Origin of the sequence: Xanthomonas sp. 10-10 (assembly GCF_040182365.1) — a bacterium.
GTDB classification, from domain to species: domain Bacteria; phylum Pseudomonadota; class Gammaproteobacteria; order Xanthomonadales; family Xanthomonadaceae; genus Xanthomonas; species Xanthomonas arboricola_F.
On record NZ_CP144460.1, the window covers coordinates 3797225 to 3814830 of the forward strand.

General features: G+C 66.2%; 11 protein-coding genes. 6 read left to right on the plus strand and 5 right to left on the minus strand.

Going from position 1 to position 17606, the window contains the following annotated elements; translation table 11 throughout:
- Positions 1-2: 2 nt before the first annotated feature.
- The 3 genes from VZ068_RS15930 to VZ068_RS15940 form a co-directional block, all read right to left on the minus strand.
- Positions 3-1172, minus strand: a complete 1170-nt coding sequence (locus VZ068_RS15930) for a lysozyme inhibitor LprI family protein (protein ID WP_349655841.1) — start codon at positions 1170-1172, stop codon at positions 3-5.
- Positions 1169-2770, minus strand: coding sequence for a hypothetical protein (locus VZ068_RS15935; protein ID WP_349655842.1), 1602 nt, complete (start codon positions 2768-2770; stop codon positions 1169-1171). The genes VZ068_RS15930 and VZ068_RS15935 overlap by 4 nt, the downstream gene beginning before the upstream one ends.
- Positions 2771-3322: 552 nt before the next feature.
- Entirely contained in the window at positions 3323-3799 is a 477-nt protein-coding gene (locus VZ068_RS15940) for a DUF3574 domain-containing protein (RefSeq protein WP_349655843.1), read from the minus strand.
- Between the two features lie 305 nt (positions 3800-4104).
- Between VZ068_RS15940 and VZ068_RS15945 the strand changes: the two genes are divergently transcribed.
- From VZ068_RS15945 to VZ068_RS15970, 6 genes are all read left to right on the plus strand, one after another.
- Positions 4105-6540 (plus strand): TonB-dependent receptor, encoded by a 2436-nt coding sequence (locus tag VZ068_RS15945; protein WP_349655844.1) that lies wholly within the window; start codon positions 4105-4107, stop codon positions 6538-6540.
- Between the two features lie 227 nt (positions 6541-6767).
- Entirely contained in the window at positions 6768-7532 is a 765-nt protein-coding gene (otsB, locus tag VZ068_RS15950) for a trehalose-phosphatase (RefSeq protein ID WP_349655845.1), read from the plus strand.
- A 40-nt stretch (positions 7533-7572) separates the two neighbouring features.
- Complete coding sequence (locus VZ068_RS15955; protein WP_349655846.1) at positions 7573-9351, plus strand: glycoside hydrolase family 15 protein; 1779 nt, start codon at positions 7573-7575, stop codon at positions 9349-9351.
- Positions 9348-10715, plus strand: coding sequence for an alpha,alpha-trehalose-phosphate synthase (UDP-forming) (otsA, locus tag VZ068_RS15960; protein ID WP_349655847.1), 1368 nt, complete (start codon positions 9348-9350; stop codon positions 10713-10715). The genes VZ068_RS15955 and otsA overlap by 4 nt, the downstream gene beginning before the upstream one ends.
- Positions 10716-11351: 636 nt before the next feature.
- Entirely contained in the window at positions 11352-13790 is a 2439-nt protein-coding gene (locus VZ068_RS15965; RefSeq protein WP_349657728.1) for a membrane-bound PQQ-dependent dehydrogenase, glucose/quinate/shikimate family, read from the plus strand.
- A gap of 725 nt (positions 13791-14515) precedes the next feature.
- The gene (locus tag VZ068_RS15970) at positions 14516-16384 is read left to right on the plus strand and encodes a methyl-accepting chemotaxis protein (RefSeq protein WP_349655848.1); all 1869 of its coding nucleotides are present in this window, start codon (positions 14516-14518) and stop codon (positions 16382-16384) included.
- Positions 16385-16671: 287 nt separating this feature from the next.
- On the opposite strand, the gene VZ068_RS15975 is transcribed toward VZ068_RS15970, so the two are convergent.
- Positions 16672-17106, minus strand: coding sequence for a thiol-disulfide oxidoreductase DCC family protein (locus VZ068_RS15975; RefSeq protein ID WP_349655849.1), 435 nt, complete (start codon positions 17104-17106; stop codon positions 16672-16674).
- Positions 17093-17599, minus strand: a complete 507-nt coding sequence (locus tag VZ068_RS15980; protein ID WP_349657729.1) for a DUF4166 domain-containing protein — start codon at positions 17597-17599, stop codon at positions 17093-17095. The genes VZ068_RS15975 and VZ068_RS15980 overlap by 14 nt, the downstream gene beginning before the upstream one ends.
- Positions 17600-17606 lie beyond the last annotated feature (7 nt).

The window sequence follows — 17606 nt, forward strand, 5'->3', positions numbered from 1 at the left end:
GTTCAATTGGCGAAGTTCAACCGCACATTCACCCAGGCTGCCACGATTGCCGCTGCCACCTGATCGGCCTGTCTTGCGGGCAGCTGTTTTTCGCGCACCAGCCACGCAGCGGTGTCTGCGCGCACCTTGGGCAACAGTGCGCGCACCGCCTTGCGATCTGCCGCCGGCCACTGGCTGCCATCGCCGTCCCAGGCCGCAATCGCCTTGTCCGGATCGTCGCCATAGCGCTTGCGCAATGCCGGTTGCAGGTACAGCAGCGGCGACACCGATGCGCGCAGCGCAATCACGCCCCACTCGGCGTAGCTGGCATAGCGGATGGTGCCGGCGTCCTTGCTCAGGGCGTCGATCAGGGGATCGAACCCATCGTCCAGCTGCTTCCAGCTGGCCAGCGCAAACAAGCCGCCCGGCGGCTTGCACACCGGCGCGAACGAGTCGCGTGTGGAAGCATACAGCGGCCCGAATGCCTCGTACGCTGGCTCACCTACCGCCGCGAAAATGAAGCAATGCACATAGGGCCGGTTCCCGCTGTCGTCTCGCTCGATCCACATGCGCAGCAGCATGAGCACGCGTTCGTGCTGCGGCGTTGCAGGCGTGCCGGCAGCGTCATCCAGCAACGATGCCGCAAAGTCATCGGTCTTGCGCAGGGCCTTGCGCGCACTCTCGAACCGCGTATTCGCCAATGCGGCGTCCACACCGGCGGCAGGGACGAACTGATGCAGATACGCCAGCCATGCCGATGCCAGCGGTGCGTCGTACGTCTGCAGCTGCCGCGCAGCCTCGGCAGGCTTGCCGGGGATGCTGGCGATGATGCGGTCCAGCGCCTGCTGCTGCACGGTGAGTGTCTTGGCCAGCACATCGGCCCTGGCGGTGAGGCTGTGCCGCAGGCAGTCGTCCGGCCTGGCGTCCTGCGCGCAGGCGTTGCGCTGCCGTAGCCACGCACGTTGTTGCTCGCGCACGCCGGCCACCGCAGCGCGCGGCGTCGTTTGCACCAGCGCCTGGTAGCTTGCGTCCAGCTGCTCGTCCAGCGCACCGAGTGCGGGCACTGCACAGAGGCGCTTTTCGACCGGCGTACCGGCCTGTTTGCAGTCGAACGAGGCCGCCCACGCACCGCCGGCGCTCAGCACCAGCGCGCTGCCAAGCAGCAATCGGGCCACACGCGTGTGGTGTTTCACTGCATCGCCTCCTTGCGTGCCGGCAGCAGCGACAACAACAGCAACGTCACCGCCAGCGCCACATAGGCCCCGACGAACTGCCAGCTGATCACCCGTGCCAGACCCTGCAGCGACCAGGGCAGGTAGATGCCGCCGCGCGGGTCCACCGAGTGGATCAGGCCGAACAGCGTCAGGCCCGCAGCGACCAGCAAGAACACCGCACCGCGACGCAGCCGGCCATCGATCATCGCCGCCACCGTGGCGATCCACAGCATCGCAGTGATGATGAAGCCATTGCCGAGCGCAAAGATCACCGCCAGTTCCGGCAGGCCGTGGCCATCCACCTTCGTGGTCAGCGCAACCAGTTGCTCCGGCGCGAGCCAACCCGGCGCCTTGATCGTCAGCAGGTACGCCACCGATGGCAGAAACCCCAGCACCATCGCGCCGGCATGTTGTTTGGGCGTGGCCTGGAACGCCTGCGTGGTGATGTCGATCGACACGTACACGATGATCGGCGCCAGCACCGCCAGCGGCAGCCACTGCACCAACCCGGAGATCACACCCAGCATGCCGCCGATGCCGACGAACACGCCGGTCAACAACGTGTAACCGGAGCGCGCGCCCATGTGCTTGTAGGCCGGCTGGCCGATGTACGGCGTGGTCTGCGCCACCCCGCCGCAGACGCCGGCCACCAGCGTGGCCAGGGCCTCCACCAGCAGGATGTCGCGGGTGCGGTAGTCATCGCCAGCGGCACGTGCGCTCTCGCTGACATTGATGCCGCCCACCACCATCAACAAGCCGAACGGCAGCAGCAATGGCAGGTACGCCACCGTGGCCGGCAATCCTTCGATAAAGCCCAGGTTCGGTAGCGGCAGCACGATCTGCGGTGGAGTCCACGCCGGCACGCTGAAGCCCGGCGCGCCCAACCCGGCCAGCCCCAGCCCGTAGTACAGCGCCGTGCCGATCACGAACGCCACCAGCACGCCCGGCAATTTGGTCGGCAGGCGGCCCTTGGCCAGCAGCACATACAGCAGCAGGCCCAACGTGACGAATCCAGCCACCGGCGAACGCAGGGTTTCCAGCAGCGGCAGCAGGCCCATCAGCACCAGCGCGATGCCGGCGATGGAACCGAGCAAAGCTGCGCGCGGCAGCGCGCGCGTGACCGCCTCGCCAACGAACGACAGCACCAGCTTGAGCAGGCCCATCACCACCAGCGAGGCCATGCCGAGTTTCCAGGTGGCGATGGCGGCCGCCTGCGGGTCCAGCCCCTGCGCCTTGAAGCCGACGAATGCCGGGCCCAGCACCAACAGCGCCATGCCGATGCTGGTCGGCGCATCCAGGCCCAGCGGCATCGCGGTGACGTCGTCGCGCCCGCTGCGTGCGGCCAGCCGCCGCGCCATCAAGGTGTAGAGCAGGTTGCCCACCAGCACGCCAAACGCGGTGCCGGGAAACATGCGCCCGAACACCACCTCGGCCGGGAACTGGAACATCCCGACCAACGCCATCGCGATGAAGCCGAGGATGGAGAGATTGTCGACGACCAGGCCGAAGAAGCCATTGAGGTCGCCGGCGACGAACCAGCGCGGCGATGCCGCAGTACGCGAGGAAGGGGCCGACATGGGAGCCAGGAAGCGTGGGGATCGGCCGATGGTAGCCGCTGCTCATCACGCGCGACAGCGCCGCGGTGGATCAGACCGTGTCGCCGCGACTGCGCCCGCCAGTCCTGCGTGCGGCGACCTTGAGGTGGCGACGCTACGCTACTTCATCGCCGCCTCGACCTCGATCCAGCCGACGATGTGGCCACGGTTGGCGCTGCGCTAGCGCACCGGCACCGGCGTGGTATCGGTGCCGACATCCAGCGCGGTGGCACGCCGGTGCGTGCCGATCGTCACCTCGCACTGGTATCTCGGGCCACCACCGCGCATGACAGCCCGCCAAGTGCGGCAGACAACGCCACGCGTGCAGCGCTCACGCGCATTCGGTGCAGCGTTTCAACGCGCATGCTCACCAGAGCCGGCAGATGACCCTGCACAGCGTTGCTCGCTGGATGGGCGCGAATGAGGCGTATCACTGCAACGTACGCGCAGCACAGACAGATGCCGATTCGAGCGCCGCCTGTGCACGTGCTACCGACACACAACCGCGCTGGCAGCTGCTCCGATCGACACCTCTCAGAACGACACCTCCACCGCCTGCCGCGACCACAGCACCGACTGGTGGCCGGTGGCCTGCTTCCAGGCCAGCCGGATCGCTTCGATGTCGCGGCGCCGCTGTGGGGTGTCCTCGTGCAAGATCACCAGCACCTTGGTGCCCAGGCGGTTCGGCTCCTTGGCGCCGCGGAACAGCCACTGGCCGTAGGCATCCAACACGGTCAGCCCATCGGGGAAGCGCGGGGTCACTTCCTTGTCCAGAAACGCGCGCCATTGCGTCTGGTCGATGGTGCGGGTCTGCGGGCGGTCGGCCGGGCCGGTCTCCTCGCCCACGCCAAAGTAGAGCTCGCTGCGTATCCAGCCATGCGCATCGCCGGGACGTTGCGCATCGCCCTGCATGCTGGCGGTGGTCGCCGCCGCGGGCGCCTTGCCCGGTATGGTGGCGCAACCAGACAACGCCAGCACGGCGGCGATCAACACGGATGGCAGCAACTTCATCGATTTCTCCAAGGTTTTCGGGGGCTAAGAACGCCGATGTACACCGGCGCGGCCAGCGCGTACAAACGACCGGCGCAAGGGCGCAAGTGTACGAGCGGCACTGCTGCAGCGTTATGCCAGTCGTACCAGCGCTCATGCGGCCGCACCATCAGCTCATGCACGCGTGCGCACCGCGTCATCTCGCGCAGGCCTGAACAACGCGATAATATCTCTCCATCCGGATGAATGTAGGACAGTCCGACCCTTGCGCACCAGCCGGCCGGACGCCGACCCCGCTGCGCGTTTGCAGTTGCAGGAGAGAGAGCATGACCCGCCCCACCCTTTCGGCCATCGGCCTGGCCGTCGCCGCCGTGTTGAGCGCCACTGCACAGGCCCAGCAGGCCGCCCCCGGCGCCACCACGCTGGACACCGTGATCGTCACCGGCACCCGCGCCAGCGACCGCACCGTGCTGGAATCGACCGTGCCGGTGGACGTGCTCACCGCCGAAGACATCCGCAAGGCCGGCGTGGTCAATGGTGAGCTGGGCAGCGCGCTGCAGGCGCTGCTGCCCTCGTTCAACTTCCCGCGTCAGTCCAACTCCGGCGGCGCCGACCATATCCGCGCCGCGCAGCTGCGTGGGCTCTCGCCCGACCAGGTGCTGGTGCTGGTCAACGGCAAGCGCCGCCACACCTCGGCGCTGGTCAATACCGACAGCAAGATCGGCAAGGGCACCACGCCGGTGGATTTCAATTCCATCCCGATCAATGCGATCAAGCGCATCGAAGTGCTGCGTGACGGCGCCGGCGCGCAGTACGGCTCGGACGCGATCGCCGGCGTCATCAACGTGATCCTGGACGACAACCCCGAGCGCGGCGAGCTGGAAGCCAGCTTCGGCGCCTACAACACCGACGTGGAGCCGATCGATCGCCGTGTCACCGATGGCCAGACCAGCTATGCCAGCGCCAAGGTCGGCTCGCTGCTGGGCGATGACGGCGGCTTCTTCAAGGTTGGCCTGGAGCTGAAGAATCGCGAAGCGACCAATCGCGCCGGCTTCGACCAGATCCCGTCGTTCGAAGAACAGACCCCGGCCAACCTGGCCCTGGCCGGCCAGCGCAACTACGTGCTCGGCGACGGCGCCACCAAGGGCCTGAACGCCTGGCTCAACACCAAGATTCCGTTCAGCGCCAACGGCGAGTTCTACGCCTTCGGCACCTACAACCAGCGCGACACCGAAGGCGCCAACTACTTCCGCTACCCGGACGGCAGCGCCAACTGGCGCGAGATCTACCCCAACGGCTACCGGCCGATTTCCGAGGGCGAGAATCGCGACCTGCAACTCGTCGCCGGCGCGCGTGGACAGCTCGGCAACTGGGACTACGACGCCAGCGTCAACTACGGCCGCAACGACTTCACCTACCGCCTGCGCAACTCGCTCAATGCCTCGCTTGGGCCGGGCAGTACCACGCGCTTCAAGACCGGCGATTTCGCGTTTGCGCAGACCGTGGGCAATCTGGATCTGACCCGCGTGTTCGATGCGGCCGGCGCCACCCATACCTTCGGCACCGGTGCCGAGTTCCGCCGCGAGCAATACCGCACCCATGCCGGCGACCCGGCCAGCTATGCGGCCGGCCCGTTCACCGATCGCCCCACCGGCTCGCAGGCCGGCGGCGGGCTCACTCCGCAGGATGAGGCCGACCTGTCGCGCAATGTGGCCAGCGCCTATGCCAACGTGTCCAGCCAGTTCGGCGACAAGTTCTCCACCGACCTGGCCGGCCGCTACGAGCATTACCAGGATTTCGGCAGCCAGTGGACCGGCAAGCTTGCCGCACGCTATGCGTTCGCGCCGGCATTCGCGCTGCGTGGCGCCATCTCCAACAACGTGCGTGCGCCCTCGCTGAGCCAGATCGGTTACGAAGCCACGTCCACCGGTTACGACGCCGCCGGCCGGCTGACCCAGGGCCGCCTGCTGTCGGTCAACAACCCGATCGCCCGCGCGCTCGGCGCCACCGATCTGAAGCCGGAGAAGTCGGTCAACTACAGCCTGGGTTTCACCAGCAAGCTGGGCGACCACTTCGACCTGTCGCTGGATTTTTTCCAGATCGACATCGACGACCGCATCGCCTTGTCCGAAGACATCACCGGCGACACGCTGACCGATTTTGTGCAGCAGAACTTCGGCGTCGCCGGCGTGCAGAGCGCCAGCTATTTCCTCAACGCCGCCGACACCCGCACCCGCGGCGCCGAGCTGGTGGCCAACTGGCGCCAGTACGCCTTCGGTGGCGATCTGCTGCTGACCGGCACCTACAGCTACGCCAAGACCGAGCTGGAGAACATCATCGCAACGCCCGGGCAGTTGCTGGCATTGAACCCGGACTACGTGCTGTTCGGCGTGGAGGAGAGCAATACGCTCACCGACGCCGCACCGCGCACGCGTGCCGCACTGGCCGCCAACTGGACCAACGAACGCTGGAACCTGCAGACGCGCGTGAACCGCTACGGCAGCGCCACCCGCGTGTTCGACTTCGGCGGCGGCTTCGTGCCACGCCAGACCTATGGCGCCGAGTGGCAGCTGGATCTGGAAGCCGAGTATCACCTGGGCACGCAGTGGACGCTGGCCATCGGGGGCCAGAACATCCTGGACAATTACTCCGATCGCTCCATCGACGACATCGCCTACTTCGGCAACCTGCCCTACGACGTGCTGTCGCCGATCGGCAGCAATGGCGCGTATTGGTACGGACGGGTGCGGTATTCGTTTTAAGCCGGGATTGGGAGATCGGGAGTTGGGATTTGCAAGAGCAGCATCGCTGCGAATCCCGGATCCAGATTCGCCTTGTCCGCACTACCCCATCGTCTAGCCAGTCGGCAGTTGTCGGAACTGGGGATGTGGGATTCGCAAGCGCGGCTGCAACGAATCCCCAATCCCGACCCCCCAATCCCTGCCGTTCCATAACCTGAATCTCACACCGGTTTGCGCACACTAGCGCAATGGCAGACGCGTATTCCCCTCTTCCGTCGCCGCCATTGCTGGACGATGCCTGCGCATTGTTCCTGGACGTGGACGGCACCCTGATCGACTTTGCCCACAGCCCCGAGGCCGTGCGGCTCCTGCCCGAGGTACGCGAGGCCATTGGTCGCCTCAGCGAGCGCCTGCAGGGCGCCATCGCATTGGTGAGCGGGCGCCCGCTCGCACAGCTCGATGCATTGTTCGCGCCGCTGCTGCTGCCGGCCGCCGGCCTGCACGGGCACGAACTCCGCAGCGACATCGCCGCACGCGCCGCCATGCCGCAGGACACCTCTGACTTCCTGCATGGCCTGCATCGGCGCGCTGCGGCACTGACGCACAAACACGCAGGCGTGCTGGTCGAAGACAAGGGCGTCGGCGTGGCGCTGCACTGGCGCGCCCAACCGGACGCCGGACCGGACGTGCTGGCCTTCGCCCAGGATGAAATCGCCCAGCTCCCCGGCTATCGCCTGCAACCGGGCGACCATGTGGTCGAATTCGTCCCCGAAGGCAGCAACAAGGGGCTGGCCGTCGAGCAGCTGATGCAGACCGCCGCGTTTGCAGGCCGCACGCCGGTGTTCGTCGGTGACGACCTCACCGACGAATTCGGCTTCGACGCGGCCAATCGTTTGGGCGGCTGGAGCATCCTGGTCGGCGATCGCGCGCAGACCAGCGCGCGTTTTCGCCTCGACGGCACCGCCGCTGTGCATGCGTGGCTCCACCACAACGCGCGCAACGCATCACCGTAGGCGCGCCTCCTCTCGTTACTTACAGGATCGTTTGCACCTCATGACCGAGCCAAACCTGGATCTGGGCGTCATCGGCAATTGCAGCTTTGGCGCACTGGTCGATCGACAGGCACGCGTGGTGTGGAGCTGTCTGCCCGCCTTCGACGGCGACCCGGCTTTTTGCAGCCTGCTTTCGCCCAAGACCGAAGGCGGCGACTTTGCCGTCGAGCTGGAAGACTTCGTCAGCAGCGAGCAGCATTACCTGCCCAACACGGCCGTGCTGCGCACCGTGTTGCGCGATAGCCACGGTGGCGAGGTGGAAGTCATCGACTTCGCACCGCGCTGGCGCAATAACGGCCGTTTTTATCGGCCTGTCAGCATCATCCGCCAGATCCGCCCGCTCGCCGGCAACCCGCGCATCATCGTGCGTGCGCGCCCGCTGGCCGACTGGGGTGGCCGCACCCCCGATACCACCTGGGGCAGCAACCATATCCGCTGGGTGTTGCCGGAATTCACCTTGCGCCTGACCACCGACGTGCCGGTGCGCTTCGTGCGCGACGGCTTGCCGTTCGTGCTCAGCCATCCGGTGAGCCTGGTGCTGGGCGTGGACGAATCGCTGACCCGCTCGCTCACCGGCTATGTGCAGGAAGCCCAGGAACGCACCGAGGAGTATTGGCGCGAATGGGTGCGTTATCTGTCCATTCCGCTCGACTGGCAGGAGGCGGTGATCCGCAGCGCGATCACGCTCAAGCTGTGCCAGTACGAAGACAGCGGCGCCATCATCGCCGCGATGACCACCTCGATTCCGGAAGCGCCCAATACCCCGCGCAACTGGGACTACCGCTACTGCTGGCTGCGCGACGCCGCCTTCGTGGTGCGCGCGCTCAACCGGCTTGGCGCCACCCGCACGATGGAGCAGTTCATCGGCTACATCTTCAACATCGCCACCAGCGACGGCACCCTGCAGCCGCTGTACGGCATCGGCTTCGAATCGCAGCTGGAAGAGCATGAAGTCGACACGATGGAAGGCTACCGCGGCATGGGTCCGGTGCGGCGCGGCAACCTGGCGTGGATTCAAAAACAGCACGATGTCTATGGCAGCGTCGTGCTGGCCTCGACGCAACTGTTCTTCGACCTGCGCCTGAAGGATCAGGGCGACGCCGACACGTTCCGCCGTCTCGAACCGCTGGGCGAGCGCGCTTACGCGCTGCACAACGTGCCCGACGCCGGCCTGTGGGAGTTCCGCGGCCGCGCCGAGGTGCACACCTATACCGCCGCGATGTGCTGGGCCGCCTGCGATCGCCTGTCCAAGATCGCCGATCGCCTGGCATTGCCCGAGCGCAGCGCGCATTGGCGACAGCGCGCCGACAGCATCCGCGAGCGCATCCTGCACGAAGCCTGGAGCGAAGAACGCGGCTACTTCACCGACACACTCGGCGGCCACCGTCTGGATGCGTCGCTGCTCTTGCTGGCCGACATCGGCATCGTGGATGCCGACGACAGCCGGTTCGTACGCACGGTCGAGGCAGTCGGCCGCGTGCTCAAGCATGGCGATGCACTGTATCGCTACATCGCGCCTGACGACTTCGGCGAGCCGGAAACCAGCTTCACGATCTGCACGTTCTGGTACATCGACGCGCTGGCCGCCATCGGCCGCAAGGACGAAGCGCGGGAATTGTTCGAGCGCATCCTGGCGCGTCGCAATCACCTGGGCTTGCTCTCGGAAGACCTATCGTTCGAAGACGGCGAAGCCTGGGGGAATTTCCCGCAGACCTATTCGCACGTCGGTTTGATCATCGCAGCGATGCGCTTGTCGCGGAGCTGGCAGGAGGCGTCATGAGTCGTTTGGTGGTGGTATCCAATCGTGTTGCAGTGCCCGGCGAAACCCGGGCCGGCGGCCTGGCAGTCGGGTTGCTGGCGGCGCTCAAGGAGCGCGGCGGCATGTGGTTCGGCTGGAGCGGAAAGACCGCGCGCGGCGAGAGCGGCGGCATGCACGAGCAGACCGAAGGCGACATCACCTTCGTCACCATGGACCTCAACAAGCGCGATATCGATTCGTACTACAACGGCTTCGCCAATCGCACGTTGTGGCCGTTGCTGCACTTCCGCCTGGACCTGGTCGATTACGACCGCGCCAAGCGCGAAGGCTATCTGCGCGTCAATCGCCTGTTCGCGGAAAAGCTCGCACCGCTGCTGAAAGACAGCGACACCTTGTGGATCCACGATTACCACATGATCCCGCTGGGCGCGATGCTGCGCGAGCTGGGGGTGGGCTGCAAGATGGGCTTCTTCCTGCACGTGCCAATGCCCTCGGCCGATCTGGTGCAGGCAATGCCCGATCATGCGCGCCTGTTCAGTACCTTCTATGCCTACGATCTGGTGGGCTTCCAGACCCAACGCGACGCCGAACGTTTCAAGGCGTATGTGCGCCTGTTCGGTGGCGGCCGCATTCTCGAAGGCGATCTGGTCGAAGGTCCGGGCGGGCGGCGCTTCACGGCTTCCTCGTTCCCCATCGGCATCGACACCGATCTGATTGCCAACCAGGCAAAGGCGTCTGTGAGCAAGCAGGCGGTACGCGATCTGCGCGAGAGTCTGCGCGGGCGGCAGCTGGCGATCGGTGTGGACCGTCTGGATTATTCCAAGGGCCTGCCGGAACGTTTCCAGGGGTTCGAGCGCTATCTGGAGCGTTACCCGGATCAATCCGGCAGCCTCACCTATCTGCAGATCGCCCCGGTATCGCGCGGCGATGTCACCGAATACCGTCAATTGCGCGGGCAGCTGGAGCAGATCGCCGGCCATATCAATGGTGGGCATGCGGGGCCGGACTGGACGCCGTTGCGCTACGTCAACCAGAACTTCAGCCACGCAACCTTGACCGGTTTCTATCGCGCTGCATCGGTGGGCCTGGTGACGCCGCTGCGCGATGGCATGAACCTGGTCGCCAAGGAATTCGTCGCCGCGCAGGACCCTGAAAATCCGGGAGTACTGGTGCTTTCATTGCTGGCCGGCGCGGCCGACGAAATGAAGGAGGCGCTGCTGGTCAATCCGCACGATCTGGACGGCGTGGCCGATGCAATCGCAACGGCGGCGAGCATGCCGCTGGCAACGCGCATCGAGCGGTGGCGGGCGATGATGGATCACCTGCGCAAGAACAACATCAATCACTGGCGCCAGCGCTATCTGCAGGCACTCGCCGACGTCTGATCCTGCTCCGGTTAGGAGAAGGCGCCCGAACTCGCTGCAAGCTTTTCCTTCTCCCTCCCAACGAACAAGCCTTCCTTTCTCCCCCCGAAAGAAGATGCCCAAGCGGGCCGCGAGCTTTTCCTTCTCCCTCCGGGAGAAGGTGCCCGAAGGGCGGATGAGGGTACGGCTGCCAGCGCTTTCCAACAGGTGCCTGCACGTGGCTGCGGTGCTCGGCCTGCTTTTTTAAGGCAACTGAGCGAGACCAAGGCAAGCGCCAAGCGAAGCAAAGCAAAGCAATTCGACAGCGACAGCGATTCTTGCCTGCACACCCTTCAGCTGTCATCGCGCCTCAGCTCACGTGCCATCGCCCTTCGTCGCACTGCTCGACTTCTCCGTAGATTCGGCGCATCCGAGCGGCAGGTTGGAACGGTGGTTCCTATTCCGTCACGGACAGGCGGTGCTCAGAGGTCTAAAATATTCGCATGATTAGCGCTGAGGACCCTGGGAGGGGCTGCGCGTTCATATCCAAGGTCGCCGGCAGCCTTTGCCAACGGGCGACCTCTCTCCCTCCACGACTTGTCGCCCATGGCGGCCCCAAGTCCTTCCTGACATCTCAAAATGACTGATCAATCCTCAAAACGTGGGCTAGGCACCTGGTTGCTGGTGGCCTATGCAGCGGTGATCGCCGTGCTCGGCGCGGTGCTCGCCTATGAAGGCGGCCGCCTGGTGGCCGTTGGTGGTTCCTGGTACTACCTGCTCGCAGGTATCGCGCTGCTGCTTGCCGGCGTGTTGCTGGCGCTGGGCAAGCGTGCCGGCCTGTGGCTGTTTGGCGCCACGCTGGCCGCCACGATCGCCTGGGCACTGTGGGAAGTGGGCCTGGATGGCTGGGGCCTGGTCCCGCGTCTGGCCTGGATCTCCGTGTTGGGCCTGGTGCTGCTGCCGTTCTGGGGCGTGGCGCGTCGGCGCATGCAGCCGCTGTCAGGCGCCGGCTATGTCGTGGTGACCGGCGTGCTGCCGATCCTGGGCGCCGCTCTGATCCTGTGGCCGCTGTTTGTGCCGCGCAACGTGGAACTGGCCGATGCATCCACGCAGCCGGCCGCCAACGCTGCCGCCTTCAGCCGCGCCACCGTGCCCAGCCCTGACGGCAACGTCGCTGCCAATCACGACGCCAGCAACTGGACCGCCTATGCCGGCTCCAATCTGTCCAACCACTACACGCCCGGTGCGCAGATCACCCCGGACAACGTCAAGAACCTCAAGGTGGCCTGGGAATTCCACACCGGCGATCTGAAACCGGCCGGCTCCAAGCTGGGCTACGCCTTCCAGAACACCCCGCTCAAGGTCGGCGAGCTGCTCTACATCTGCACGCCTACCCAGAAGGTGATCGCGGTGGAAGCGGCCAACGGCAAGGAGCGCTGGCGCTTCGACCCGCAGACCAATCCGAAGGCGATGGCGGGCGTTGCCGCCACCACCTGCCGCGGCGTGTCGTACTACCAGGCGCCGGAAGGCACCGCCGAGTGCCCGACCCGAATCTTCTGGCCGATGGTCGACGGCCGCCTCGGCGCGCTGGACGCGCAGACCGGCAAGCTGTGCGCCAGCTTCGGCAATAACGGCTACGTGGACCTCAATGCCGGTACCGGCAACACCAAGCCGGGCTTCGTCGGCCCGACCTCGCCGCCGGTGGTGATGCGCGGCGTGGTGATCCAGCCCACCGGCCAGGTGCGCGACGGTCAGGAAGGCGATGCGCCGTCCGGCGTGGTGCGCGGTTTCGATGCGCTTACCGGCCAGCTACGCTGGGCCTGGGACCTGGGCAACCCGGCGATCACCGCCGAGCCGCCGGCCGGCCAGACCTATACCCGCTCCACCCCGAACGTGTGGTCGCTGATGGCTGCAGACGATGAGCTGGGGCTGGTCTACCTGCCCACCGGCAACGCCTCGGGCGACTTCTTCGGCAAGGGCCGCACCCCGCAGGATGAGGAATACACCGCGGCGCTGGTCGCCGTGGATGCGGCCACCGGCAAGGAGCGCTGGCACTTCCGCACCGTCAACCACGACCTGTGGGATTACGACATCGGCCCGCAGCCCAACCTGGTCGACTGGCCGGTCGCTGGCGGCGGCACCCGCCCTGCCGTGATCCAGGCCACCAAGTCCGGCCAGGTGTTCGTGCTGGATCGCGCCACTGGCGCACCGCTGATGCCGGTCAAGCAGATCGCCGTGCCGCAGGGCACCGATCATGGCGACTGGACCGCTGCCACCCAGCCGATCTCGCCGGGCATGCCCAACACCGTGGGCGCGCCTAGCCGCGAGGTGGAGACCATCATCGAATCCGATGCCTGGGGCATGACCCCGTTCGACCAGCTGGCCTGCCGCATCCAGTTCAAGCAGCTGCGCTACGAAGGCATGTTCACCCCGCCGACCCTGCAAGGCTCGCTGGCCTTCACCGGCAACCACGGCGGCATCAACTGGGGCGGCGTCTCTGTCGATCTGCAGCGCGGCATCATGGTGATGAACAGCAATCGCCTGCCCTACACCCTGCAGGTCTATACCCGCGAAAAGATGAATGAGCTGGGCGTGGTGTCGGTGTTCGACGGCAAGAGCAAGACGCCCGGCTACATGGCGCAGAAGGGCCTGGCCTACGGCGCCCGCAAGGAGCCGTGGATGTCGCCGCTCAACACGCCGTGCGTGGCACCGCCGTGGGGCTACATCTCCGGCGTGGACCTGCGCACCCAGCAGGTACTCTGGCGGCGTCCGCTGGGCACCGGCTACGACCAGGGCCCGATGGGTATCCCGTCCAAGACCAAGTTCGAGATCGGCACGCCCAACAACAGCGGCTCGCTGGCCACCGCCGGCGGCGTGACCTTCATCGGCGCGACCCTGGACGACTTCATGCGCGGCTTCGACACCCGCACCGGCAAGCAGGTCTGGGAGACCCGCGTGCCGGCCGGCCCGCAGGCCGCCCCGCTGAGCTACACCATCGACGGCAAGCAGTACATCGTGGCCGCCGTGGGCGGACACGACCGCATGGAAACCAAGTCGGGCGACAGCGTGATCGCCTGGGCACTGCCGGACGATGCGCAGGCCACGCCGGCGAAGTGATCGCCGGCGCGCTCGCGCAGTGACACAACAGACCGGCCGTCGCGAGACGGCCGGTTTTTTTTTGTGGGCGCGGCCTGCCGATTGAGCAGAGTGACGCTGCGCGGCTGGGGTGGAGCCATGGCGTGCGGTCGGACTCCGTGGCTGCAGCAGCAGGTCTCGACTGCACATCGTTGCGCCCGCCGATGACAGCTGTGCCGGAACCGCGGCTTGACGGCCGGGGCATCTGCATCGCCCTGACCTCTCCTCGGATTGCCGTTTTTTCCGACGCTCCTGGATCACCGCGCGCGACGTTCTGCTGCTGCGATTTCCCGATGCCCAGGGCAACGTCATGGCGTCGGTGTGTGCCGACGCTGACGTCAGCGCGGAACCTGGCGACCGGCAAACCTGCACAGCGAACCGGTCACCGCTACCAGGCCGCTGAGAGACAGGCCAGGTGCATTCCATCGGAGTGCGGACTGCCTCAACCGAGGTGGCCGAAATTCACACGGAATTTACAAATACAGGTACCGATTTTGCACGTCGGCCGACCGCCGCGAGCTTGCACACGCTCACTGAAACCGCTTCCAAATCAACCACATCGGCTGTTTCCCGGCTCGGCGGCACGCATTCCGACAAACGGTCCGTTCACACCATCATGATTCAGACCCAGCCGCCGATACCCCATTGCAGCCTACTCCTGCTGCACACCGTTCCCCCTTTCCCAGAACACACGTTGGACTCAGCCTATGTTGCCTTCACACGATGCCGCACCCGTTACCCGCCCAACAGCGGGCGCAAACGTTGCGCGTACGACCTGGACTGCATGGATGCCCGCTGCCGCACACCTCGGGCTGCTGGCCTTGCTGACGTTCTATGCCGCCACGCTGATGCCCGGCGGCGTCGGTAGCGCCCTTGCGAAGCTGTTCCCGGCCCTGCTGGTGCTCGGCGCGGCCAGTGTCGGCCTGTGGTGGTGGGCGCGTCATCGCAACAGTGCGCAGCTGCAGCAGGCGATGAATGTGGTCGCTGCGCTGGGCGAAGGCCGCTTTGAGCGCCTGGACCTGCGCAACGTTTCCGGTGAACTCGCACCGCTGCTGAAGACCTTGCAGGCGAGCCAGGACAAGCTGGCCATCCGCATCGACGTGATGGAGCAAGGCCTGCGCCATGGGCAGTTCGTGATCAAGGCACTCGACGATCTGGACACCATGATCCGCATCGCCGACGACGACGGCCAGGTGCTGTTCGCCAACCGCAAACTGCTGGCGATGCTCAAGCTGATCGAGCCGGATGTGCAGAGCTTCCGCCCCAGCTTCCACGCCGAAGGCTTCGTCGGCGGCAGCATCGGCGACATCTATCCGGACAGCCAGGCCGCCATCGACCGCATGCGCGCGTTGAATGCCTCCAAGGCCGTGCGCGCCCCGTTCTTCGGCCGCCAGATCGACTTCGTCTACAGCCCGATCATCGCCGCCGACGGCACCAAGCTGGGCACCATCGCGCAGTGGGTGGACGTCACCGCGCAGGTCAACGCCGAGCAGGCGCTGATCCAGATCATCGACGCCGCCTCGGCCGGAGATTTCAGCCGCCGCATGCAGCTCGACGGCATGGACGGCGTGCTGCTGTCGTTGGCACAAGGCATCAACCGCATCTACGACTCGGTGGAGACCCACCTTGCCGCACTGGCGCGCGTGATCGGCGCACTGGCCGAAGGCGACCTCACCCAGCGCGTGGACGGCGATGCGCACGGCATCTTTGCGCGTCTGCGCGACGACACCAACCAGACCGTGGCCCGCCTGACCGAAATCATCGGCGGCATCCAGACCGCCTCCGACACCATTCGCCAGGCCGCAGTGGAAATCGCTGCCGGCAATACCGATCTGTCCGAGCGCACCGAGCAGCAGGCCGCCAACCTGGAAGAAACCGCAAGCTCGATGGAAGAACTCACCTCCACCGTGAAGCAGAACGCCGACAGCGCACTGCAGGCCAACCGTCTGGTGGTGGGCACCGGCGAAGTGGCGCAGAGCGGCGGCCAGGTCATGGACGACGTGGTCGCCACCATGAGCCAGATCAGCACCGCCTCGCGCAAGATCGGCGAGATCATCGGCGTCATCGACGGCATCGCCTTCCAGACCAATATCCTGGCGCTCAACGCCGCGGTGGAAGCCGCGCGCGCCGGCGAACAGGGCCGCGGTTTTGCGGTGGTGGCCTCGGAGGTGCGCGCACTGGCGCGCCGCTCGGCCGACGCCGCCAAGGAGATCAAGACGCTGATCGCCGATTCGACCGACAAGGTGGAACTAGGCTCGGGGCTGGTGCACCGCGCCGGCGCGACCATGCGCGAGATCGTCGGCTCGGTGAAGCATGTCACCGACATCATGAGCGAGATCACCTCGGCCAGCGCCGAGCAATCCAGCGGCATCGAACAGGTCAATCGCACTGTCGCGCAGCTGGACGAGGTCACCCAGCGCAACGCCGCGCTGGTGGAAGAAGCCACCGCCGCCGCACGCAGCCTGGAAGAACAGGCGGTGGAACTGGCCGATGCGGTATCGATCTTCCGCCTGCAGCCTGCGCACGGCGGCAACGCGAATGTCGTGCGCGCAAGTTTCAACAGCGCGGCGGCCTAAGCCGCCAGCACAGCGCATCGCACAATCACCGTAGGAGCGCCCTCGGGCGCGACCGAGCATTGCCGGTAACGCCCCTCGCGCCCAGGTGCGCTCTTACGCGGAGCAAGCGTGCCTGCCCGCCATGCTTGATCCGGAACACGCCGCAGAACGACAAGCCGCACCGCAGGCCATCGCGCAAATCCCCGGATCACCGTAGGAGCGCCCTCGGGCGCGACCAAGCATTGCCGGCAACGCCATCTCGCGCCCGGGTGCGCTCCTACGCGGAGATGGCTTGCCGGGAGTGGGGGTTAATCCAGAAACCGCGTGCGCTGCTCGGGTGTGGGCAGCATGCAGTGCTCGGACCGGCCGAACCAGCGATAGCGATTGCGTGCGATCAGGCGGTAACCGATATCGCGCAGGCCACGTGGCACCACGCGCAACACGGTGACCAGGTGCCACAAGCCACCCAATCCTGCCAGCACACGCACGATGGCATCGCTGTCGGTCCAGGCTCCGGTGTCGTCCACCAGCAGAAACGACAACGGATCATCCGGATCCAGCCCATGCTGCTGCAGCAGCGTGCGCCCGGCTTGCCCCTGCATCGCGGCAAAGCGATAACGCCCGCGCCGATCGTGGCGCAGCAGGAACGTGACCCAGCCATTGCACAGCAGGCATACGCCATCGAACACGATGGTTGCCGACGCACTGCGCGTATCAACCTGCGGCGATTCAACCTGGCTCAAGCCAACCCTCGTAGCGAATGAACGGCCCCACCAGCGGCAGGTACACGTCGACGAAAAATCCATAGCGGCCGGTGTCGGCATGTTCCCGGCAACGCACCTGCTCGAACCAGCGCGCGGGTAGCGGAATCACGCCGAACGCCCATACGCGCGTGGCCTGCCAGTACAACGCGTCGGCCTCGGCACGTAGCGCGAATTCGAAACGCACCGCCCCCAGGTGCTCGCGCAGTGCGCCCCCCTGCCGCCACAACCGCGAATACATCGGCAACCCAGCAAACCGCCGATGCCAACGTTCGCCGTGCGCATCGACCAGAAATTCCACCTCGACATCCACCTCGCCACTACGCGGCAACCGGCTCAACAGCGCCAGCAACGGCACCAATGCGTGGCGGCCGCGCTGGATCTGCGCCCTTCCGACGAAGGTCTGCCGCTCCTGCACCGAATGCAGCGCGCGCACCGGCGCGGGCAGCTGCGCAAACGCAGCCTGGCCCACTATTTGCGCA

What these genes read in the sequence shown, in the direction of transcription:
- VZ068_RS15940 (WP_349655843.1), bottom strand. Translation starts at nt 3,799, where the DNA reads ATGAAGTTGCTGCCATCCGTGTTGATCGCCGCCGTGCTGGCGTTGTCT.
- VZ068_RS15955 (WP_349655846.1), top strand. Translation starts at nt 7,573, where the DNA reads ATGACCGAGCCAAACCTGGATCTGGGCGTCATCGGCAATTGCAGCTTT.
- VZ068_RS15935 (WP_349655842.1), bottom strand. Translation starts at nt 2,770, where the DNA reads ATGTCGGCCCCTTCCTCGCGTACTGCGGCATCGCCGCGCTGGTTCGTC.
- VZ068_RS15970 (WP_349655848.1), top strand. Translation starts at nt 14,516, where the DNA reads ATGTTGCCTTCACACGATGCCGCACCCGTTACCCGCCCAACAGCGGGC.
- otsB (WP_349655845.1), top strand. Translation starts at nt 6,768, where the DNA reads ATGGCAGACGCGTATTCCCCTCTTCCGTCGCCGCCATTGCTGGACGAT.
- otsA (WP_349655847.1), top strand. Translation starts at nt 9,348, where the DNA reads ATGAGTCGTTTGGTGGTGGTATCCAATCGTGTTGCAGTGCCCGGCGAA.
- VZ068_RS15945 (WP_349655844.1), top strand. Translation starts at nt 4,105, where the DNA reads ATGACCCGCCCCACCCTTTCGGCCATCGGCCTGGCCGTCGCCGCCGTG.